Raw genomic sequence first — 22198 nt, forward strand, 5'->3', positions numbered from 1 at the left:
ATCAGCCGGGGCAGAAACCGGCCGGCATGTCGGATGCCGGAATAAGGCTTCGAAGAAGAAGGACAAAATGATGTTTAATGGCAATTAGCATTTCATCTGATAGCCGAAAAATTTGCAGCCCGCCGCTGCAGGCGAAGGTCATGGCCCTGCGCATAAGCAAAAACACTGCAACAGAATCAGCGAATTGCATATTATTCATAACAGTAGGCGGCGGGGTATTTTTCTCCGGCTTTCCACTTGCGCAGCCTGCCGTGCGGACGCAACCCTCCGTGAAATCCACACCCATGCCCAAGCGCACCGACCTGAAATCCATCCTCATCATCGGCGCCGGTCCTATCGTGATCGGCCAGGCCTGCGAGTTCGATTACTCCGGCACCCAGGCCTGCAAGGCCCTTCGCGAGGAAGGATACCGCGTCATTCTGGTCAACTCCAACCCGGCCACCATCATGACCGATCCGGAGTTTGCCGATGTCACCTACATCGAGCCGCTCACTGTCGAGATGCTCGAAAAGATCATCGAGGCGGAAAAACCGTCCGCCCTCCTGCCGACGCTCGGCGGGCAGACCGCGCTCAACCTCTCGATGCAGCTCCATGAAAAGGGCATCCTCGAAAAACACGGCGTGGAGATGATCGGCGCCAAGCCCGCCGCCATTTCCAAAGGCGAGGACCGCGAACTCTTCAAGCAGGCCATGCTCAGGATCGGCCTCGACGTGGCCCGCTCGCGCACCGTCAAGTCGATGGACGAGGCCCGCGCCGCCGCCGAAGAGATCGGCGCCTACCCGCTCATCATCCGGCCTTCCTTCACGCTCGGCGGTTCCGGCGGCGGCATCGCCTACAACAAGGAAGAGTTCGAGCTGATCACCGCCAACGGCCTCGATCTTTCGCCCGTCCACGAAGTCCTCGTCGAGGAGTGCCTGCTCGGCTGGAAGGAATACGAGATGGAGGTCATGCGCGACCACAAGGACCAGTGCGTCGTGATCTGCTCCATCGAAAACTTCGATCCCATGGGCGTGCACACCGGCGACTCCATCACCGTCGCCCCCGCGATGACCCTGACCGACAAGGAATACCAGGCGATGCGCGACGCCTCCTTTGCCGTCATCCGGGAGATCGGCGTCGAGACCGGCGGCTCCAACATCCAGTTCTCCCTCGACCCGAAGACCGGCCGCCAGGTCGTCATCGAGATGAACCCGCGCGTTTCCCGCTCCTCCGCGCTCGCGTCGAAAGCCACCGGATTCCCCATCGCCAAGATCGCCGCCAAGCTCGCCGTCGGCTACACGCTCGACGAACTGCGCAACGACATCACGCGGCTCACCCCCGCCTCGTTCGAGCCGACGATCGACTACGTCGTCACCAAAATCCCGCGGTTCACCTTCGAAAAATTCCCGGGCGCCGACGCCACGCTCACCTCCGCCATGAAGTCCGTCGGCGAGGCCATGGCCATCGGCCGCACCTTCAAGGAATCGGTGCAGAAGGCGCTCCGCTCGCTCGAAATCGGCGCGCGCGGCTTCGGCGGCGGCGGCAAATACGGGCTCGACGACACTCCCGACGACAAGCTCATCCGCACCCGGTTGGCCACGCCCAACTTCGAGCGCATTTTTTACATCCGCTACGCCTTCATGGCCGGCTACACCGTGGAGCAGATTTTTGATCTCTCGAAAATCGATCCGTGGTTCCTCACGCAGCTCCGCGAGATTTACGAGATGGAGTGCGAAATCAAAAAACACGCCTCGCTGGCCGAACTCCCCGCCGATCTTTTCCGGCGGGCCAAGCAGTTCGGGTTCTCCGACGCCCAGCTCGCGCACTACCTCAGGAGCGACCTCAACACCGTCCGCGCCGCCCGCAAGGAGCACGGCATCGGCACCACCTACCGGCTCGTCGACACCTGCGCGGCCGAGTTCGAGGCGTTCACTCCGTATTACTATTCCAGCTACGGCGATGAAAACGAGGTGCTCCCGCCTTCCGGCAAAAAGAAGATCATGATCCTCGGCGGCGGCCCCAACCGCATCGGCCAGGGCATCGAGTTCGACTACTGTTGCGTCCACGCCTCCTTCGCCCTGCGCGAGATCGGCTACGAAAGCGTCATGGTCAACTCCAACCCCGAAACCGTCTCCACCGACTACGACACGTCCGACCGCCTCTACTTCGAACCGCTCACGCTCGAGGACGTCCTCGAAATCTACCAGCAGGAAGGCTGCGACGGCGCCATCGTCCAGTTTGGCGGGCAGACTCCGCTCAATCTCGCCTCCTCCCTCAAGGCCAACGGCGTGAACATCATCGGCACCTCCCCCGAATCGATCGACGCCGCCGAAGACCGCAAGCTTTTCGCCGCCATCCTCCACAAGCTCGGCCTCCAGCAGCCCGCCAACCGCACCGCCATGAACGAGACCGAGGCGCTCGTCTTCGCCCGGGAAGTCGGCTTCCCCGTGCTGCTCCGCCCGTCATTCGTGCTCGGCGGACGCGGCATGTTCATCGTCTACAACGAGGACGAGTTCAAGGCCGTCATCCGGCAGGCGTTCGACGTCATGCCCGACAAGCCCGTGCTCATCGACAAGTTCCTCGAAGATGCGATCGAGCTCGATGTCGACTGTATCAGCGATGGCACGACCTCCGTCATCGGCGGCATGCTCGAGCACATCGAATTCGCCGGCGTCCACTCCGGCGACGCCTCGATGGTGATGCCTCCGCACACACTCGGCCGCGCCATGCTGGAGACCGTCCGCAAGGCCACCCACGCCCTCGCCCGCGAGCTCCGCGTCGTCGGTCTCATGAACGTGCAGTTCGCCATCAAGGACAACCAGCTCTACGTCCTCGAGGTCAACCCGCGCGCCTCGCGCACCGTGCCGTTTGTCGCCAAGGCCATCGGCGTGCCGCTCGCCAAACTCGCCGCCAAGGTCATGACCGGCGCGACCCTGAAAGACCTCGGTTTCACCCGGGAGCAGACGCCCCGGCACTGGTGCGTGAAGGAAGCCGTCTTCCCGTTTGTCCGCTTCCCCGGCGCCACGATCGCGCTCGGCCCGGAAATGCGCTCGACCGGCGAAGTCATGGGACTCGACGAGGACCTCGGCGTGGCTTTCGCCAAGGCGCAGGCCGCCGCCAAACCCGCGCTGCCCAACAGCGGCAATGTCTTTCTCTCCGTCAAGGACAGCGACAAGAAACGCGCCGCCGACCTCGCCCGCCGGTTGATCAAGCTCGGCTTCAGTATCTTCTCGACCAGCGGCACCGCGCAGCACCTCGCCGACAGCGGCGTCGCCGTGACGAAGCTCGCCAAGATCGACGAAGGCCGCCCCACGGCCGTCGACATGATCAAGAACGGCCAGATCCAGCTCGTGATCAACACGCCCGGCGGCATGATCCCGCGTCAGGACGAGAACAAGATCCGCGCCGCCGCCTACGCGCACAATGTCTGCATCATGACGACGATCACCGGCGCCTTTGCCGCGCTCGACGGCATCGAGGCGCAGAAAAACCGCCGCGTCGGCGTGCGCCCGATCCAGCAGTACAAGGGCAATGTGACGCTGGTGTGATTCCACGGAGACCCCCCGGGGGGCGAGTCAGAATGAAGTCAACAGAGCGGCGGCGTCCCCGCCGCCGCTCCGTCAATCCCGGCACCGCTGACATCACTTGCATGTTACCCCCTCCTTCCGACCGGGTGTAATCGAACGTGGTGGTGGCATGGGCATCCTGCCCATGAAGTGGCACGGGCTTCCAGCCCGTGTTCCGGAAGGCGGCGCTTCGCGCCGTCCACGGGCAAGGATGCCCGTGCCACTTTTTCCGCCAATCCGGCTATTCACCACTTCCGATTACACTCCTCCCCCGACCCCCGGGCAGGCTTGCATCGTTGTCGGTCTGCCCCCGAACATGGCAGGATGCTGCGCGCACTCATTTTTGATTTCGACGGACTGATGGTGGATACCGAAACCGCCATTATCGATGCATGGACCCGCATCCATGCCGATGACGGCTTCACTCCGCGGCATGAGGTGTTGCGTGCGCTCGTCGGCCATGTCGATTTCAAGATCGATGTCTGGTCTGCGTATCCCGATAATCATGACAAGGCGGCGCTGGATCTGCGCTGGCGCGAATCCGCCCGGCGCATGATGTATGCCGCACCGGTGCTGCCCGGCGTGGAATCGCTGCTCGCCGAGGCCAAGGCCGCCGGCCTGAAGCTGGCGGTGGCCTCCAACTCCAGCCGCAAACACGTCCACGGCCATCTCCGGCACCGGAAACTGGAACAGTGGTTCGACACGATCTGCACGCGAGACGAAGTGGAGCACCCCAAACCCGAGCCTGATATTTACCGGCTGGCATTGACCCGGCTCGGTGTGGAGCCGGGTGAGGCGATCGCTTTCGAGGACTCGCGCCCCGGCCACGAGGCCGCGCATCGCGCCGGCCTGCGCGTCATCGTGATCCCCGGCCCGTCCACCCGGCACGACACGTTTCCCCACGCGATCCGCCAGTTCGCATCCATGGCGGAAGCCACCCTCTCCGCCCTGGCAGTATTGCCGCCCGACTGGGTTGCCCCGTCACCGGATCGTGTCTGATACCAGCGTCCCGAATGTTTTTGATTTTACACCAAGGCCGCAAAGGACGCGAAGAAGGTAATACCAAGTTGCATTCAAAGATATAAAAACCCTGAGTCGATCCAGGGGAAGCAAGTGAGGCTGCGCAGGCGTTGAGGATCATGGAGCAGAAGCTCCAGCTCGGTTTTTAGTCGAGCTTCGACTGCGTCAAGGTCCGGGAAGAGGCGGTTGGCGAAGCCCTTTTCCCGGACTTCATCCCAGACGTGTTCGACCGGGTTGCATTCCGGGGTGTAGGCCGGCAGCAGTTCCAGGCGGAGGCGCTCCGGCACGGGAAGGCGACGGGACTTGTGCCATCCCGCACCATCCAGAAACATCAGCAGGCGTTCGTCCGGCCAGCGGGCGAACAGGTCCAGCAGAAAGCGAGACATCGCGTCGGTGTTGCAGCGCGGCGAGATCGTGGCGAAGCCCTCGGCGTGGAGCGGACAGACCGCGGCGAAGGCGTAGAGGGACTCCCTGACGACTTGCCGCGGCACCCTGGGGCGCACGCCCGCGGGAGCCCAGCAGGAGCGCAACACGCTGATGCGGCCAAAGCGTCCTTCGTCCATGAACAGCACCCTCAGCCTCGCGCCGTGACGCGCCTTTTCCTGTGCGAGGATCCCGGCGAACTTTTTTTAAACGCGACCTGCGCTTGCGGGTCTTTTTTGGGATGGGAGGGGCGCGGCACGATCTTGCGCCAGCCGGCCCTGGCCAGCAGACGGTAAACGGTGGTCGCCGCCACCGGGTGTCCGACCAGGTCCTCGTAGTCGCGCTTGAACGCGTGGGCCTGGATCATATGGCCCTCGCCGGCGGCGGGCACGTGCCTGGCCAGCAACCCGGTCTCCTGCTCCGTGGACAGATGCGAACGCCTGCGGCCCCCGCGTCCGGGCCTGCCGACCAGGAACACGTCGCCTTCGCGCAGGTAACGGGAATGCAGCATCCGCACCGTGTTCACACTCAAGCCGGTCACCATCGCAATCTGCTCGACGGGTGCCGCGTTCAAAGCTCGCATCAAAACCGCCTGCACCCGCCGTTGATCGGCCACGCTCCTGGCTTGGCGCAGGATCTCTCGCAGACGGGGCACGCAGCCTTCGGGAAACAACTTGGGTGGTCTCATCAAAAAGCCTCCTGTTATACTCCCCGAAACCTTCGGTTCTTATATCTTTGAATGCAACTTGGTATAACTGGCAATCCTTTGCGCTCTTTGCGGCCTTTGTGTAAAAATCCGAAGGTTTTGGGGCTTTGGTATGATTTCATTGCTTGTCCGATTTCACCTGTGCGCACCCGATCTGCCGGAAACATCATGAATGTAGCGACAGACGTCTCTGCCTTCCGGCCTCAAAACAGCGTGGCCTGCCAGAGGTCGTCGCGTTTGCCACCGTCGAGAGTGCTCATGCCGAGGAGCCAGGGTAGCGGCCGCTCCGCGATTGATCGCTCTTCGACCAGGCGGGTGAGCAGCAGCGCGCCGGCCAGCGCATCGTAAAGCGCGGCGTGGTACCGGCGCCGGTCCGGTGGACAATGCTCCGCCGCCACCGCATCGAGCTTCGCCTGCAATCCGAATGCCGTCACCAGTTCTCCCAGCTTCGCCGTCGCGAGTCCGTCGTATAATTGCGGATACAGCCGGCCGGTGTCGATCCAGGGTCCCCAATCCGTCAGCCGCTCTCCTTCCCTCGCAAAATCGGGCGAGGTTCGCGGATAGGGCCACACGGATTTGATCAGCGAATTTTCCGCCTGGGCAAAATGAGCGGCCAGCGGCCCCGATTCGCGAAAGCCGGCAAACAGTTCGAAATCGTCGTGAAACAGCGCGTGGGCCGCCACCGTTTCGGCATCGAGGCCGTGGACCGCGCTGTCCTCCGCCCGGATGCAGCCGGTCGCGCGGCAGAGGCGGGTGTGCGAACGGATGATCCCGCCGTCACGGATCGTCACCACACCGTACTCGAGAATGCCGGAAGCGAGGCTGCCTTCGAAATCGACGAAATGAATGAGATGACGGGTCCAGGACATGGCGGGCGCGGCGCGTGACGGTGAAGAGGTGTGCGTCTTCCGCGAACCCACAGCAACACCGGAGAGCGGGCGGGAGGCCAGAGCAAAGCACGGGCTGGAAGCCCGTGGTACTCATGGGCAGGATGCCCATGCCACATTGCGAGCAGGACGCCCGCGCCACCGACTCAGTTGGAAAGCGTCTGGATGATCCTGATGAGCGGCATGAACATCGCGATGACGATGGTGCCGACGATCACCGCGAGGAAGACGATCATGACCGGCTCGATGATCGACGTGATCGACGCGACGGCGTTGTCCACCTCGTCGTCGTACACGTCGGCGATGCGGTTGAGCATGTCGGGGAGCGCACCGGTTTCCTCGCCGACTTCCACCATCGAACTGACCATTGTCGGGAAGATGCGGGTGGCCTCGAGCGGTTTTCCCACGCTGTCACCCTCCTTCACGCGGTCGTGCACGGAGTTGAGCGCGTTGGCGACATGGACGTTGCCCGAGGTGTCGCGGGTGATGAGGAGAGCCTGGAGGATGGGGACGCCGGACGTGAGCAGGGTGCCGAGCGTGCGGGTGAAACGGCCGACCGCGGCCTTGAGGAAGAGAGGACCGACGGCGGGGGTCTTGATGAGAATCCTGTCGATGATACTGATGCCGAACTTCGTCTTTTTGAAGGCCTTGAAGAGTATCCAACCACCAATCACAATGCCGAGGGTGATCAGGAAATGGTCCTTGATGAATCGACTGACGCCGAGCACGAGACGGGTGATGTCGGGGAGAGGCTGGCCCTTGAGCAGGCCGTCGAAGATTTCCTCGAACTTGGGGATAACAAACACCATCAGCGCCGCCACAACCGCAACGGCCACGAACATGATGATCAGCGGGTAGGTCATGGCAGACTTGACCTTGCCTCTGATTTTCATGGCTTTTTCCATGAACTTCGAGAGGCGGTCGAGCACGGTGCCGAGCACGCCGCCCGCCTCGCCGGCCTTCACCATGTTCACATAAAGGCGGTCAAAAATTTTCGGATGCTGCAGGAGACCATCGGAAAAGGTACCGCCGGAGCGGATGGTCTCGGCGATGTCATCGATAGCCACTTTGAAGGCGGGTCTTTTTTCCTGCCGGGCCAGCGTTTCCAGGCTGCGGAGAATGGGCATGCCGGCGTTGATGAGGGTGGCAAGCTGGCGGGTGAAAAGGGTAAGGCCTTTCTGGTTGATGGCCTTGCCGAAGGTCATCGGCCTTTTCTTCTTCGTGCCGGAGCCGCCGAGATTGAGCCATGACTTGACATCGGCTCCACCGCCGCCCTGCCCTCCCTTGGCTGTTTTTTTCGGACCGAGCCGGAGGTTGCTCGCATTGCCTTCGCCCATGATCTGCGTCGGGAGCAGACCCTTGGCCTTGAGCTCGATCGTGGCTTGTTCGGAGGAGGCAGCTTCAATCACGCCCTTGCGGTCTTTGCCGGTGGCGGAATCAATGGCGGTGTAGGTGAACTTCGGCATAGGGGAGAATTTTTGATAAAAGATGCCGGATTTTCGCCCGCTGGCAAGATGACAGATGGGCCGGAAAGCCGGGAAATGCCCGCGAAACCCGCGAAATGACACAAAATCGGAATATCCTGTTTGCCTTTCGTGTCACCTCTCGGGTCTGGCGGACCAAAGATCAGGTGTACTTGACGACTTCTTCGATCGTGGTGGCGCCGTCGAAAATGGCCCGGAGACCGTCGTCGCGGAGGGTGCGCATGCCTTGTTCGAGCGCCTTTTGCTTGATGACCAGGGTGGGAGCGCGCTGCACGACGAGGTCGCGGACCGCCTCGCTCATGCGGAGCCATTCGTAGATGCCCATGCGGCCGCGGTAGCCGGTGTCGCTGCAGTGTTCGCAGCCCTTGCCGTAGAAAAACTCGCGGTCACCGATGTCGATGGGATCGATGCCGAGTTGCTGGAGGAGATCCGCCGGCGGCTCATAGGCGGTGCGGCATTTGCTGCAGATGCGGCGGACGAGACGTTGCGCGAGCACGGCTTCCAGCGACGAAGCGATAAGGAAGGGCTCGACGCCCATGTCCACGAGTCGCGTGACGGCGCCGGCGGCGTCGTTGGTGTGGAGCGTGGAAAGCACAAGGTGACCGGTCAGCGAAGCCTGGATGGAAATCTGGGCCGTTTCGAGATCGCGGATTTCACCGACCATGATCACGTCGGGATCCTGACGGAGGAAGGAGCGGAGAGCGGAAGCGAAGGTGAGGCCGACGGCGTGGTTCACCGGCACCTGCATGATGCCCTCGATTTCGTATTCGACCGGGTCCTCGGCAGTGAGGAGCTTCAGGTCGATGGTGTTGATGATGCGGAGAGCCGAGTAGAGGGTGGTCGTCTTGCCGGAACCGGTGGGGCCGGTAACGATAAAAATGCCGTTGGGGCGATGGATGATGTCGTGAATGCCTTCGTAGACATCCTCGGGCATGCCGAGCTGGCCGATCTCGAGCTGCACGGCGCTCTGGTCGAGCACGCGCAACACGACGGATTCGCCGAACTGGGTGGGCAGGGTGGAGACACGGAGATCGACGGGCTTGCCGTTGACCGTGAGCTTGATGCGCCCGTCCTGCGGGACGCGGCGTTCGGCGATGTTGAGGTTGGAAAGCACCTTGATGCGCGAGGTGATGGGAAGCGCAAGGTGCTTGGGCGGAGGCGACATCTCGTAGAGCGCGCCGTCGATGCGGTACCGGATCTTGAACTCGTGTTCGAAGGGCTCGAAATGGACGTCGGATGCCTTGTCCTTGATGGCCTGGCCGAGAACGAGATTGACGAACCGGATGATGGGCGTGGCGTTGGCCTGATTTTCAAGCTCGGCATCACTCAGCGACTCTTCATCGGAAGGTGTGGTGATGCCGGCGGTGCCCTCGCCGCTGAGTTCGCGCAGGAGGTCCTCGAGGCCGGTGCCGTCGTCTCCGTAGTGCAGGCGGATGAGCGCTTCGACCTTTTCGGGGTCGGTGACGATGAGGCGGACGTCCTTGCCGAGGGCAAAGGTCAGGTCGTCGATGATCTGGTTGTTGAACGGGTCGGTGGCGAGCAGATCGACGGAGATGCTGTCTCCGCGGAGGGGGACAACGCCGTACATGCGCGCGAGGCTGCCGGGAAGGCTGGCCACCTGTTCCTCGGTCAGGGCGGTCGGAGGCTCGGCGATGTAGTCGAGCCCCAGATTTTCGGCGATTTTGGCGAGAAGCGTATCCTTCTCGACAAGGTTGAGCTCGGTGATGAGCGCAGCGAGAGGCTTGCCGGTGGCCTTGTGCTCTTCGTTGAGATCATGCAGCGCCTGCGGCTCGATGAGGTGCTGGTCGCGACAGATTTCGAGAATGGCCTGGCTGTGAGCGTCGAACATAGGGGAAAGTGGAATCAGGAAATTAAGTTACACCGGCTTCAACTCCTCGCCCATTTCGATGAGTTTTTCGCGCATGGGGATCGGTTCCATGCACTTTTCCATCGCTTCGTCGGCGGTGATGAGTTTGCGGTTCACAAGACTGAGCAGATGGGTATCCAGCGGGATCATGCCGAGGGTAGAACCGGTCTGGATGTCGGAATTGATGCCGAAGGTTTTGTTGTCGCGGATCTTGGCTGCGATGGAGGTCGTCATGACCATGATCTCGTAGGCGGCGATGCGGCCACCGCCGATTTTTTTGCAGAGGGCCTGCGAGATGACGGCGATGATGGAGGACGCGAGCTGGGTGCGGATCATGTCCTTCATGTTGGCCGGGAAGGCGTCGACGATACGGTCAACGGTCTTGGCGGCGGAATTGGTGTGGAGCGTGCCAAAAACGAGGTGGCCCGTCTCGGCGGCGGAGATGGCGGCCTCGATGGTCTCGAGGTCACGCATTTCACCGACGAGGATGACGTCGGGGTCCTGGCGGAGGGCGCGTTTGATGGCCTCGGCGAAGGAGGGCACGTCCTGGCCGACTTCGCGCTGGGTCACGATGCAGTTTTTGTGCGGGTGGTAGTACTCGATGGGGTCCTCGACCGTGATGATGTGGCCTTCGCGGTTCTCGTTGATGTAGTTGATCATCGAGGCGAGGGTGGTGGTCTTGCCGGAGCCGGTCGGGCCGGTGACGAGAATGAGGCCACGCGGGCGGTAGAGGAGTTCGCGGGCCTTGTCGGGAAGGCCGATCTCGCGCAGACCGAACATCTTGTAGGGAATCTGGCGGAGAACGAGGCCGTAATTGCCCTTGGCCTTGAGCACGGAAACGCGGAAGCGGGCCTTGTCGAGGTAGGCGAAACCGAAGTCGGAGCCGCCGTTCATCTTGAGCGCCTGCTGGTGGACTTCGGGCGTGATGGCCAGGATGAGGTGCTCGGTGTCGGCGGGCGTCAGCGCGGGGCCGTCGATCGGCATCATGCTGCCGCTGATACGGAGTGTCGGCGGCTGGCCAACCTGGCAATGAAGGTCGGAGGCGTTCTGGTTCACAACCAGCTCCAGAAGGTCATTCATTTCGTAGCTCATGAGAGGATGTCTGAAAAAGGAGATGGGTTAGCGTTCGGGCCGGACCGATCAACTGATCGGTCCGATATGGTCTGGTCTGAAATAACTCAATTCGCGTCGCCGACGGTGATGGAGACGACTTCCTCGATGGTGGTGTAGCCGCCGAGAACCTTGCGGACGCCGTCCTCGCGCATCGTGCGCATGCCGAGGGAGCGGGCTTTCTCGCGGAGCCGCGAGGTGCCGACGTTGTCGTAGATCATCCGCTGGATTTCGTCGTTGACGATGAAGATCTCGAAAATGCCGGAGCGGCCGCGATAGCCGGTGTTGTGGCACTCGGCGCAGCCGGTGCCTTTCATGAAGGTCGCGCCGGACGCCTGCTGGGCGGTGATGTTGAGCGAACGGAGTTCGCGGGGATCGGGCACCCAGGGCTTCTTGCAGTGTTTGCAGATCTTGCGGACGAGGCGCTGCGCCATGACGGCGCGGAGCGAGGTCGACACGAGGAAGGGTTTCACGCCGATGTCGATGAGACGGGTGACGGCGCCGGGAGCGTCGTTGGTGTGGAGCGTGGAAAACACCATGTGACCGGTCAGCGAGGCGTTGATCGCGATTTCGGCCGTCTCGAGATCGCGGATTTCACCGACCATCACGATATTGGGCGCCTGGCGCAACATGGCGCGCAGGGCGGAGGCAAACGTCATGCCGACTTCGTGGCGCACGGGCACCTGGTTGACGCCGGAGAGCTGGTATTCGACCGGGTCCTCGACGGTGATGAGCTTGCGGTCGGGCTTGTTGATGAAGTGGAGGCAGGAGTAGAGCGTCGTCGTCTTGCCGGAACCGGTGGGGCCGGTGACGAGAAAGATGCCGTCGGGCATCGAGATGATCTTCTCCATCGTCGCCTGGTCGTCACTGAGAAAACCGAGCTCGGGGAGACCGAGCGAGAGGCCTTCCTTGTCGAGAATACGCATGACGATGGATTCGCCATGCGCGGTCGGGAGCGAGGAGACACGAAGATCGATCTGCTTGCCGCTGAAATTGATCTGGATGCGGCCGTCCTGCGGGATGCGCTTTTCGGCGATCGAGATGTTGGCCATGATCTTCACGCGGGAGATCACCGCGAGTTGCAGACGCTTGGCGGGGCCGTCGACCTCGATGAGCACGCCGTCGATGCGGTAGCGGACGCGGAAACTTTTTTCGAGCGGCTCGAGGTGGATGTCGGACGCGCGCCGCTGGATCGCCTCGAGGATGATCTGGTAAACGAGCTTGATGATCGGCGCATCCACGTCGTCGCCTGAGGCCATGCCGGCGGCGGCTTCGGTGACGGTGTTGATCTGCGACTCGTCGGTGGCGGAAAAGTCGTCAAGGAGGGCGTCGAGCGTGGCGGCATCCTTGCCGTAATAGCGCTCGATGGCTTTTTCGATTTCGTCGAGCGGGGCGATGGCCGGCTCGATCGTGAGCTTCAGGAGATGGGTAAGGTTGTCGATGGTATCGACATCGAGCGGATCACTGATGGCGATGCGGAGCGTGTGGCCGGTGAGCTCGACCGGGAAGACCTTGTACCGCGAGGCGATGGCCCGGGTCATCTTCTTGAGCAACTCGGGCGAGGGCCGGAGCGCGTGCATGTCGATCAGCGGCATCCCGAACTCGTCGGCCAGCATCTTCGAGATCTGCTGCGTGGTGATCTGCTGCTCCGACGTGAGCACTTCGAGCACCTTGGGAGGCGGCCGGGTCAGGTCGGTGTGCTGCGCGATGATCGCGCGGGCGGTATCAATCTGTTCTTGTGTCAGCAGGCCCTTGTCGAGGGCGAGCTGGATGACGAAATCATCGGCGGATGTCACGGGGGATGTCGTTGAGCCGATAGGCCAGGTGGGAATGTGCTGAGTGGAAGTGGGACAAAGCAGTTCGCTAACGGCTCAGGTTCAACAAAAATTCAGCGTTTGTGCGGGTTTTCTTCAGGCGCTGGATGAACATGTCCATCGCCTCGACCGGCGGAATGCCCTGCATGGCGCGGCGCAAACCGTACACGCGCTGCATTTCGTCGGGGTGGTAGATGAGCTCTTCCTTGCGGGTGCCGGAGCGGTCGATGTTGATGGCCGGGAAGATGCGCTTGTCGGAGAGGCCGCGGTCGAGGTGGAGCTCCATGTTGCCGGTGCCCTTGAACTCCTCGAAGATGACTTCGTCCATGCGCGAACCGGTGTCGATGAGCGCGGTGCCGAGGATGGTGAGCGAGCCGCCGCCCTCGATGTTGCGCGCGGAGCCGAAGAAACGCTTGGGTTTCTGCAACGCGGTGGCCTCGACGCCGCCCGACATGATCTTGCCGGAATTGGAGGCGAGGGCGTTGTAGGCGCGGGCGAGACGGGTGATCGAGTCCAGCAGGATGACGACGTGGCCGCCCTTTTCGACGAGCCGGCGGGCCTTTTCGATGACCATCTCGGCGGCATGCACGTGGCTTTCGGGCGCCTCGTCGAAGGTCGAGGAGACGACCTCGCCCTTGCAGTGCCGCTTGAAGTCGGTGACTTCCTCGGGACGCTCGTCCACGAGGAGGATGATGAGCTTCGCCTCCGGGTAGTTGTTGGAGATGGAGTTGGCGATGTTGTGGAGGAGGACGGTCTTGCCGGTGCGGGGCGGGGCCACGATGAGGCCGCGCTGGCCGAAGCCGATCGGCGTGAGCAGGTCCACGGCGCGCATCGAGATGTCCTTGTGGATCTCGGGCGCCTCCATGAGGATGCGGCGGAGCGGGTAATAGGGGATGAGCTCCTCGAAGGCGACGACCCGGGCGACGTCTTCGGGCGAACCGCCCATGACGCTGCGGATGCCGACGGCCGCCGGGCAACGTTCGCCTTCGCCGGGCGCGGTCACCCAGGCCTGGATCTGGTGGCCGCGCTTGAGCCCGTAACGCCTGACGAGCGATTCGGGCACATAGGTGTTTTCCGGATAGAGGCGGTAGTTGACGTGCTCGTGGACGAGGAAGCCGTAGCCCTTGTCCGTGATGTCGAGCCAGCCGCGGTCCGTCATCGGGAGATTTTGCGTGGCGGCGGCTTTGAAGAAGGCTTCCAGAGCCAGCTTGCGCGAGGGCGGAGCCTCGAAGGTGGCCCCGAGCGCCGTGGCCCGGGCGGTGATCTCCTTGGCCGTGAGCGCGTAGAGCTGGTCGAGTGCGATCGGGAGGCCCGAGGCAGGCGCGGCAGCGGGCAGGGGTTCCGGAGCGGCCGCCGCAGCCGCGGCAATGCCGGCCGCCAGCGTGTCGAGCGCGGCGAGATCCGTAAACCGGTTGGGCGAAGGCAACTCGCCGTAGACCGGACGCAAGTCCGGCGGCGGGGGCTGGGCCGGTGCGCGGTCGGGACGATCACCGCCGCCTCCGCCGCCGCCACGCTGGCCCTGTTTTTCGAGCCATTTTTGCTTCTTCTTGTCTTTCTTGCGCTCCCACCAGGGGCGGTCGTCCTTGATCTTCTTGCCGCCGCCACCATTGGAATGGCCGCCGCCGTTACCGTTGCCGTAAGACGGAGCGGAAGAGTCGGACGGGCCGGACGGCGCATCGGCTGCCGGCGCTGCATCGGAAGTCGATGCACCGGACGGTTCCGGACTGTGGTCGGTGACGCCAGCGGGGGCGGGCGCGGCCGGACTCCCCTGCCCTGCATCGTCGTTGCCGGGCCTGTCGTCGCGCTCCACCCGGCCGGCAGGCGCGTCAGCATGACCGGCGGCGGAGGCAGCGGGCGTTTCTGTGCCGGACGATCCGGCGGCCGGTTTGTCGGCGGACGGTTCGGGACGGAAAACGGGACGCGGCTCACGCTCCGCCGGCACGGGAGCGGGTGGCGGAGGCTCGACCGGGGCGGGAGCGGTTCCGGGCGCGACCGGTTCGAAGCCCTGCAAGGGCAGCTCGGGGTGCGCCTCGCTCGCGGCGGCCTTGCCGCCCGTCTTGCCGGTTTTCGTGCGGGTGCGGGTGCGCGACGCCTTGGGAGCAGCGGGAGCGGCAGGCGCGACCTCGATCGTGTCGACGACGGGTTCAGCCTTGGCGGAAGCTTTGGCGGCGCGGGCACGGGGTGTGGCCGTGGTCGCGCGTTTGGCCGCAGGCTTGCGGGTTTTTCTGGTAGCCGGCGCGGCTGAGTCGGCCGCGGAGGAGGTCTCTGTTTCGTCCATGTAATACGGGAGGGTTGTGCCGCCTGAAGCGGCCAAAGGGATGGGAGGGGATGTTCGGTGGGTCGGGTTGACGGGAAGGTTGACGGAAAAAAAGCTTCCGGCGCGCGAGGATCGGGACGTGGCAGCAAATCAGCCGCAGGTCCGCAATCGTCTGACGAGGAGCGTTACCTGTTCGCGGAGGAAGTCGGTAGTGCCGTCGTTGAAGAGCACGAAATCAGCCAATTCTGTTTTTTGAGCCAAAGGCCATTGCTTCAGGATTCGTTGTTCGGCGAGCGCACGGGGAATTCCGCGCTCTTTTAACCGCGCAAACTGAGTCGGGGACGATGCGGCGACACACACGACAAAATCAAACTCTTTTTCCAAACCTTTTTCGAAAAGCAGCGGCACCTCCACCACCTGATCGGGCGCCGGAGCGTTCGCAACGAGGTTTTTCCAGATCTCCCGGACGCGCGGATGGACGAGGGCTTCGAGCCAGAGGCGATCCTCGTCCCGAGCGAAAATCCGCGCCGCCAGCGCCGGGCGATCGATCGCGCCGGACTCGCTCACCACCTCGCTCCCCCAGCGGTGACGCAGCGCATCGACGACCGCCGGCGCGGTGAGCACGTGGTCGCGGACGATCTCGTCCGAATCGATGCGGAAAAAACCGGCCTCCGCGAACAGGCGCCCCGCCGTCGATTTGCCGCAGCCCATGCCGCCTGTGAGTCCGATTAACATCAAACATCCCGTTGGCGGTTGCCGCCGGCGAGAGCAACAAAAACCTGCCGCCGCCGGCTGCACGGGAGGATGCGTTCCGCCGGCGCGGAACCCGTCGCGGCAACGGCAGGGATGGCGGGGACGCGGCTCAACTGTCCTCGAGTTTCACGTTCCGGGAACGCAGGAACGGGACGAGTTCGTCGGTGCCGAAGTCGGTCAGCACCGTGCCGTGCCAGTCGAGGACAGGGACCTTGCTCTGGCCGGAAAGCGTTTCCATTTCAGTGCGGGCGGCGGGATCTTTTTCGATATTTTTCCGGCGATAGCCGATGCCGTGTTCGTCGAGGAATCCGGCCGCATCCTCGCACCAGGGGCAGCCGGACTTGATGTAAAGAATCGGCAGGTTTTCAGGATTCATCCTCAACCATGGCACACATTCGCATCCGGCGCCACCCGCTGCGTTGCCGCACTCCTTCCCTGAATGCGCCGGCGGGTTTTGCGAAACTCCGCGAGCTGTGCGAAAGGTTCTGCGCCTCTGGCCGATACGAGCCGCGCGCTCGTTCCCGGAGTGTACAGAAACGCACCGCACCACCCGACCAGGATCACGGACTGCCACCCATGCGAATCTGCCACTTCACCAACACTTTTCTTCCCCACATCGGCGGCGTTGCCCGCGCCGTGCAGACGCTCCTCGAAGACCAGCGCCGCGCGCATCATCGCGTGCTGGTAGTCGCTCCCGAATTTGCCGACGGCCCCGCGCCCGGCCGCATCGAGTGTTCGGTGGAACGGATCGCCGCGCTGAAAAATTTCAACCACAGCGATTTTTCCGTCCGCCTGCCCGCCGCGGCCACGTTTTCCTCGCGGCTGGGAGGCTTCAAGGCCGACATCCTTCACTCGCACCATCCGTTTCTCCTCGGTGAAACGGCCTTGCGTGAAGCAGCCTCCCGCCAGGTGCCGCTCGTGTTCACCCACCACACGCTCTACGAGCATTACACGCACTACCTGCCCTTCGACTCCGGACCGCTCCAGGACTTCGCCGCCGAACTGGCCACGCGCTACGCCAACCGCTGCGACACCGTCATCGCCCCGAGCGAAAGCGTGCGCGATCTGATCATCGGCCGCGGCGTCGAGGTTCCCGTCCACGTCGTGCCCACCGGCATCGACACGCGCGAACTGGCGCGCGGCAACGGCGCCCGCGCGCGAAAACGGCTCGGCATCCCCGCCCGCGCCTTTGTCATCGGCCACCTCGGGCGGCTCGCCGCCGAAAAAAATCCCGGGTACCTCGCCGACGCTCTCGCCCGGGCACTTTCCGCATTGCCCGCCGCCCGTGCGCTGATCGTCGGCGACGGGCCCGCGCGCGAGGACATGCAAAAAATCCTCGGCGCGCGCGGCGTGCTCGACCGCGTGGTGTTCACCGGCTCGCTCCGCGGTGCGAAGCTCCGCGATGCCTGCGCGGCGATGGATCTGTTCGCCTTTGCCTCCACCTCCGAAACCCAGGGACTCGTCCTCGCCGAGGTCATGGCCTCGGCCACGCCGGTCGTCGCGCTCGATGCCTCCGGCGCCCGCGAGGTCGTGGAGGACGGGCGCAACGGACGCCTCCTCGCGACCAACGCGACTCCGGAGCAGTTTTCCCGTGCCCTCGCCCAGGCGCTGAAGCGCCCTGCCCTGCTTCGCGAATGGTCCGCCGCCGCGCGCGCCACCGCGGCCCGCTTCGACCGCGCCGTCACCAGCCGCGCGCTCCTCGGCGTCTATGCGGAAGTCCGCGAACGCCATCGCCACGCGCACGAAACGGAATCCGCCGTCGACAGGATCGTCAACCCGCTGATCGAACGCATCGCCACCGAAGGTCGGCTTATCGCGGACAAGGCCGCCGCTGTGCTCGACGCCCTCGCCTGAGCGGAGCGTCGCCTGCCCTCCGCCCGCCGCATGCTGACCAACTGGGGAGCCGCCCTGCGCCGCTGGCGCCGACGTTTCAGCCGTTCCGAATGGATCGTCAATCGCCTCCGCCTGCCTCGCACGGAGGCGCCCGCCCACGCGCCCGGCCTCCTTCTCGTGCAGATCGACGGCCTCTCGCGCCGCCAGCTCGAAATCGCTCTCGGGAAAGGCCGCATGCCCTTCCTCGCCCGGCTTCTCGAACACAACGGTTGCGAGCTGCGCACCTTTTACAGCGGCCTCCCTGCAAGCACGCCCGCCGTGCAGGCCGAGTTGTATTACGGCGTGCGCACGGCCGTGCCCGGCTGGGGGTTTCTCGATCCCGACGGCAAATCCATCGGGTCGATGATCTCCGCCGAACGCGCCAGGCGTATCGAATCCGGCATGACGGCAGGCGGCGCCGTCGGCCTCCTCCAGGGCGGCTCCTCCTGGAGCAACATCTACACCGGCGGCGCCACCCAGGCGGAGAGCCATTTCTGCTCCGCCAGCCTCGGCGTCGGCGACATGTGGCGCACGGGCAAGCTCCGCAACATCCTGCTCTTTTCGTTCCTGCACCTCCCCTCGGTGCTCCGGTTACTGGTGCTCGTCCCGCTCGAAATCGTGATCGCCATCCGGGACGCCGTGCGCGGGCTGATCGACGGACGCAGCCGCCGCGAAATCACCTTCATCCTCGCCCGCGTGTTTGTCGCCATCGGGCTGCGCGAACTCGTCACCCTCGGCGTCAAGATCGACCTTGCCCGCGGCCTGCCCGTCATCCACGTCAACTTTCTCGGTTACGACGAACACGCGCATCGCCGCGGCCCCGATTCGGCCTTTGCCCGCTGGACGCTCCGCGGCATCGACCGCGCCATCCGTCTGCTCCATGTCGCCGCGCGACGCTCCGAGGGACGCGACTACGAGACCTGGATTTTCAGCGATCACGGCCAGGTGAGAACCACGCCCTTCGAACGCCTTTGCAAGGGCGGCCTCGAAGGGCTCGTCCGTCGCCACTGGCCGGACGCCGTAGCTGAAAACGTAGCGGCGACTGTAGCTGCGAACGCAAGTTCGCAGGCCGTCGGCACCCGAAGCACGGCAGACGCCGCGCGCGCCGCCCGTTTCGCGGCCCGGGCCGGGCTCGACCTGTTCGGGACCGACGCGTTCGCCGTCGCCGGTTTCGGCCCCGTCGGCCACATCTATTACAAGAGCGCGCTTTCCGGCGACCAGGAGACCGGCCTCATCCGCGCCCTGCTGGCCGGCGGCGTGCCCGGCGTGCTCCGCTGCGTCAGCGGCGATGCGCAGGCCGTCGAGTGGCACGAACCGGGCGGCGCGGTCCATCTCCTGCCTGCCGACACCACGCTGGTCCGCGGACCGGAGGAGCTGCGCCCGGTCATCGCCGTCGACCTCGCCGCGCTGGCCCGCCATCCCCACGCCGGCGACCTCGTCGCGCTCGGCTGGCATCCGGATCCGCTCCGCCAGCCCGTGAGCTTTGCCTGGGAAAACGGCGCGCATTGCGGCCCCTCGCCCGACGAAGTGCAGGGGTTTCTCATCCTGCCGCCGGCCTCGAACCATCTGGTGGATTCCGGCATCGTCCGGCCGGCCGCGCTTCGCGACGCCGCGCTGCGCCACCTCGGCCGCACCCCGCACACGCCGCACCGCCGCCGCCTGCCGCCGCCGTCGGCCAGACACCTGCGCGTCGTCACCTACAATGTGCATTATTGCAAGGGCACCGACGGGCGGTTCGCGCCCGCGCGCATCGCCCGCGTGCTGCGCGATCTCGATCCCGACATCGTCGCGTTGCAGGAACTCGAAAGCGGCCGCCTGCGCTCGCGGCACGAGGACCAGCTCGCGTGGCTCGCCGGCGAACTGGGCCTGCACTTCGCCTTCTGCCCGTCGATCGAGCGCGGCGACGAACGGTACGGCCATGCCATTCTCGCCCGCGAACCGGTCGTCGCCACCCACCGCATCCGCCTCCCCGACGGCGGCCGGCCCCGCATCGAGCCGCGCGATGCGCTGGCCGCACGCGTCTCGCTGGCCGGCCGTGAACTCGCCGTCGTCGGCACGCATCTCGGCCTGGCCACGCCCGAACGCGTCGCCCAGATCGACCGCCTGCTCGCGCCCGACTGGCTCGGCGGCATCGGCGACGGCCAGCCCGCAATTTTTCTCGGCGACCTCAACCTCGCTCCCGGCGGCGCGCTCTACCGGCGGCTCGTCTCTCCCTGGCGGGCGGTCAACGGCGCGGCGGTGTTTCGCGACGTGCAGGCGCACGCTCCACTCCATGTGGCCTGCCGCACCTTCCCGTCGTTTTTCCCGGTGCGCCGCCTCGATCATATTTTCGTGACCCGGCATTTCGATGTGGTTCGCGTCGATGCGCCGTCCAACCAGCTCACCCGGCGCGCGTCCGATCACCTGCCGCTCGTTGCCGACCTCGTTCTCCATGACTGACGCGCCCTCCGCCCGCCGACGTGTGTTTTTCCGTCTCGGTCCGTTTGCCGTGACGCTGCGGGTATTGCTGCTCGCGCTGGCAGTCGCCGCCGCAACGGCCGGTCTGGGCCTGTGGGGGCACCACCTCGATCTCCAGGCGCTCCACGACCGGGCCGACCGCCTGCCTTGGTGGCTCGTGCTGCTCGTGCTCACGCTGCTGCCCATGATCGGCTTTCCGGTCAGCGTGCTGCATGTGGCCGCCGGCGTGCGCTTCGGCATCGGCCCCGGCATGCTGGCGGTTGCCGCGACCACCCTGCTGCATCACTTCTTCGGCTGGGCGCTCGTGAACCTCGCTCCCGGCACATTCGAAAAACGTCTGGAAAGCTGGCGTCAGCGTTTCCCGAAAGGCACGCACGTGCCGATGATCCTGTTCTGTTGCCTGATGCCGGGCATCCCCTATTCCGTCCAGCTCTACCTGCTTCCCCTCATCGGCGTGCCGCTCCGCCTCCTGCTCACGCTCAGCACCGCGCTGCACACCTTGCGCGCCGTCGTTTCCGTAACCGGCGGCGATTTCAGCAACGACCTCACGCCGGGCAAGATCGCCGCGCTCGCCTGTTACTACGTCGTGCTGTTCATCGTCTGCGGAGTCTGCCTGCGCGCGTTGCGGGCCCGGTATTTTTCGGATGCGAAGACATAGCCGCCGGCATTGCGCCTCCTCCAGCACAAAGCCGCCCCACCTGCTACTTGCTGTCATTCCGTCCAGAAAACGCAGCTTCTACAACAAGCAATGGGACAAGTTTCTGCGTGCCATGCCATCCCCCGCTGTGACAGGGTGGAGGCTTTCTCATGAACATCCACGAGTATCAGGCCAAAGAATTGTTCAAGAAATACGGAGTACCCGCACCCAAGGGCATCCCCGTCAAATCACCGGCGGAGTTCAAGACCGCCCTCGCGGAGTTCCCCCCTGGCCCCGTCGTCGTCAAGTCCCAGATCCATGCCGGCGGACGCGGCAAGGGCACTTTCACCGACGGCTTCAAGGGCGGCGTGAAATTCGCGCAGACCAAGGACGACGCCCTCGAGTACGCCAAAAAGATGTTTGGCAACACCCTCGTCACCGCGCAGACCGGCCCGGCCGGCCGCAAGGTCCACACCGTCTATTTCACCGAAGCGTGCAAAATCCGTAACGAGTACTACCTCGCCATCCTCCTCGACCGCGCCAGTTCCCGGCCGGTCATCGTCGCCTCGACCGAAGGCGGCGTCGAGATCGAGAAAGTCGCCGCCGAGACGCCCGAAAAGATCTTCAAGGTCTTCATCGACCCGGCCTTCGGCCTCGCCGATTTCGAAGTGCGCGAACTCATGTTCGACCTCGGCTTCAGTCCCGCCGAATCGAAGAACGCCGCGAAACTCATCAAGAATCTCTACACGATGTTCTGGGAGACCGACGCTTCCATGGTCGAGGTCAACCCGCTCGTCACCACGTCCGACGACCAGGTGCTCGCGCTCGACGCCAAGGTGTCGTTCGATGACAATGCCCTCTTCCGCCACCCCGAGATCGTCGCCTGCCGCGACCTCAACGAAGAAGACCCCAAGGAGATCGAGGCGTCCAAGTTCAACCTCTCCTACATCGCGCTCGACGGCAACATCGCCTGCCTCGTCAACGGCGCCGGCCTCGCCATGAGCACGATGGACATCATCAAGCACTACGGCGGCAACCCGGCCAACTTCCTCGACGTCGGCGGCGGTGCGACGAAGGAGCAGGTCGTGGCCGCCTTCAAGATCATCCTCGGCGACAAGAACGTGAAGGGGATTTTCGTGAACATCTTCGGCGGCATCATGGATTGCAACGTCATCGCCACCGGCATCGTCGAGGCCGTCAAGGAGACGGGGCTCACGCTTCCGCTCGTCGTCCGCCTCGAGGGCAACAACGTCGCCGCCGGCAAGGCCACGCTCGCCTCCTCCGGTCTCACCATCGTCAGCGGCGACACCATGGCCGACGCCGCGCAGAAGATCGTGAAACTCCTCGCCTGAGGCCGGCCGCGCTG

Annotated in this window: 18 protein-coding genes; 6 read left to right on the forward strand and 12 right to left on the reverse strand. The window is 64.3% G+C overall.

The window, feature by feature from the left end; translation table 11 throughout:
• Nucleotide 1: 1 nt before the first annotated feature.
• Entirely contained in the window at nt 2-286 is a 285-nt protein-coding gene (locus OPIT5_27160) for a hypothetical protein (protein ID AHF94793.1), read from the reverse strand.
• Between OPIT5_27160 and carB the strand changes: the two genes are divergently transcribed.
• Nucleotides 285-3527, forward strand: a complete 3243-nt coding sequence (gene carB, locus OPIT5_27165) for a carbamoyl phosphate synthase large subunit (GenBank protein ID AHF93351.1) — start codon at nt 285-287, stop codon at nt 3525-3527. The two genes, OPIT5_27160 and carB, sit on opposite strands and share 2 nt — an antisense overlap.
• Nucleotides 3528-3869: 342 nt before the next feature.
• Entirely contained in the window at nt 3870-4544 is a 675-nt protein-coding gene (locus tag OPIT5_27170) for a hypothetical protein (GenBank protein ID AHF93352.1), read from the forward strand.
• A 74-nt stretch (nt 4545-4618) separates the two neighbouring features.
• Here OPIT5_27170 and OPIT5_27175 read toward each other — a convergent pair whose 3' ends face one another.
• From OPIT5_27175 to OPIT5_27225, 11 genes are all read right to left on the reverse strand, one after another.
• Nucleotides 4619-5134 carry a transposase gene (locus OPIT5_27175; protein AHF93353.1) on the reverse strand — a complete coding sequence of 172 codons (516 nt, stop codon included), beginning with the start codon at nt 5132-5134 and terminating at the stop codon, nt 4619-4621.
• A 5-nt stretch (nt 5135-5139) separates the two neighbouring features.
• On the reverse strand, nt 5140-5676 hold the full coding sequence (locus tag OPIT5_27180) for a hypothetical protein (GenBank protein AHF93354.1): 537 nt from the start codon (nt 5674-5676) through the stop codon (nt 5140-5142).
• A gap of 221 nt (nt 5677-5897) precedes the next feature.
• Nucleotides 5898-6563: a DNA polymerase III gene (locus OPIT5_27185; GenBank protein AHF93355.1), complete on the reverse strand. Its 666-nt coding sequence runs from the start codon at nt 6561-6563 to the stop codon at nt 5898-5900.
• Nucleotides 6564-6727: 164 nt separating this feature from the next.
• Nucleotides 6728-8047, reverse strand: a complete 1320-nt coding sequence (locus OPIT5_27190) for a pilus biosynthesis protein PilC (protein ID AHF93356.1) — start codon at nt 8045-8047, stop codon at nt 6728-6730.
• 160 nt (nt 8048-8207) lie between these two features.
• Entirely contained in the window at nt 8208-9914 is a 1707-nt protein-coding gene (locus tag OPIT5_27195; protein AHF93357.1) for a type IV fimbrial assembly protein PilB, read from the reverse strand.
• A 27-nt stretch (nt 9915-9941) separates the two neighbouring features.
• Nucleotides 9942-11024 carry a twitching motility protein PilT gene (locus OPIT5_27200; protein AHF93358.1) on the reverse strand — a complete coding sequence of 361 codons (1083 nt, stop codon included), beginning with the start codon at nt 11022-11024 and terminating at the stop codon, nt 9942-9944.
• Between the two features lie 86 nt (nt 11025-11110).
• On the reverse strand, nt 11111-12838 hold the full coding sequence (locus OPIT5_27205; protein AHF93359.1) for a type IV fimbrial assembly protein PilB: 1728 nt from the start codon (nt 12836-12838) through the stop codon (nt 11111-11113).
• Between the two features lie 67 nt (nt 12839-12905).
• Complete coding sequence (rho, locus tag OPIT5_27210; protein AHF93360.1) at nt 12906-14159, reverse strand: transcription termination factor Rho; 1254 nt, start codon at nt 14157-14159, stop codon at nt 12906-12908.
• Between the two features lie 1104 nt (nt 14160-15263).
• The gene (locus OPIT5_27215; GenBank protein AHF93361.1) at nt 15264-15848 is read right to left on the reverse strand and encodes a dephospho-CoA kinase; all 585 of its coding nucleotides are present in this window, start codon (nt 15846-15848) and stop codon (nt 15264-15266) included.
• Nucleotides 15848-15979, reverse strand: coding sequence for a hypothetical protein (locus tag OPIT5_27220; protein AHF94794.1), 132 nt, complete (start codon nt 15977-15979; stop codon nt 15848-15850). Before OPIT5_27220 ends, OPIT5_27215 begins: the two co-directional genes overlap by 1 nt.
• Complete coding sequence (locus tag OPIT5_27225) at nt 15976-16242, reverse strand: glutaredoxin (GenBank protein ID AHF93362.1); 267 nt, start codon at nt 16240-16242, stop codon at nt 15976-15978. Before OPIT5_27225 ends, OPIT5_27220 begins: the two co-directional genes overlap by 4 nt.
• 200 nt (nt 16243-16442) lie before the next feature.
• On the opposite strand from OPIT5_27225, the gene OPIT5_27230 reads away from it, so the two are divergent.
• From OPIT5_27230 to OPIT5_27245, 4 genes are all read left to right on the forward strand, one after another.
• Nucleotides 16443-17720, forward strand: a complete 1278-nt coding sequence (locus OPIT5_27230) for a glycosyl transferase family 1 (GenBank protein ID AHF93363.1) — start codon at nt 16443-16445, stop codon at nt 17718-17720.
• 30 nt (nt 17721-17750) lie between these two features.
• Nucleotides 17751-20177 (forward strand): endonuclease, encoded by a 2427-nt coding sequence (locus OPIT5_27235; protein AHF93364.1) that lies wholly within the window; start codon nt 17751-17753, stop codon nt 20175-20177.
• On the forward strand, nt 20170-20853 hold the full coding sequence (locus OPIT5_27240; protein ID AHF93365.1) for a hypothetical protein: 684 nt from the start codon (nt 20170-20172) through the stop codon (nt 20851-20853). Before OPIT5_27235 ends, OPIT5_27240 begins: the two co-directional genes overlap by 8 nt.
• Before the next feature lie 149 nt (nt 20854-21002).
• The gene (locus tag OPIT5_27245; GenBank protein AHF93366.1) at nt 21003-22184 is read left to right on the forward strand and encodes a succinyl-CoA ligase; all 1182 of its coding nucleotides are present in this window, start codon (nt 21003-21005) and stop codon (nt 22182-22184) included.
• Nucleotides 22185-22198: the final 14 nt, after the last annotated feature.

This window comes from Opitutaceae bacterium TAV5 (assembly GCA_000242935.3).
Lineage (GTDB): Bacteria > Verrucomicrobiota > Verrucomicrobiia > Opitutales > Opitutaceae > Geminisphaera.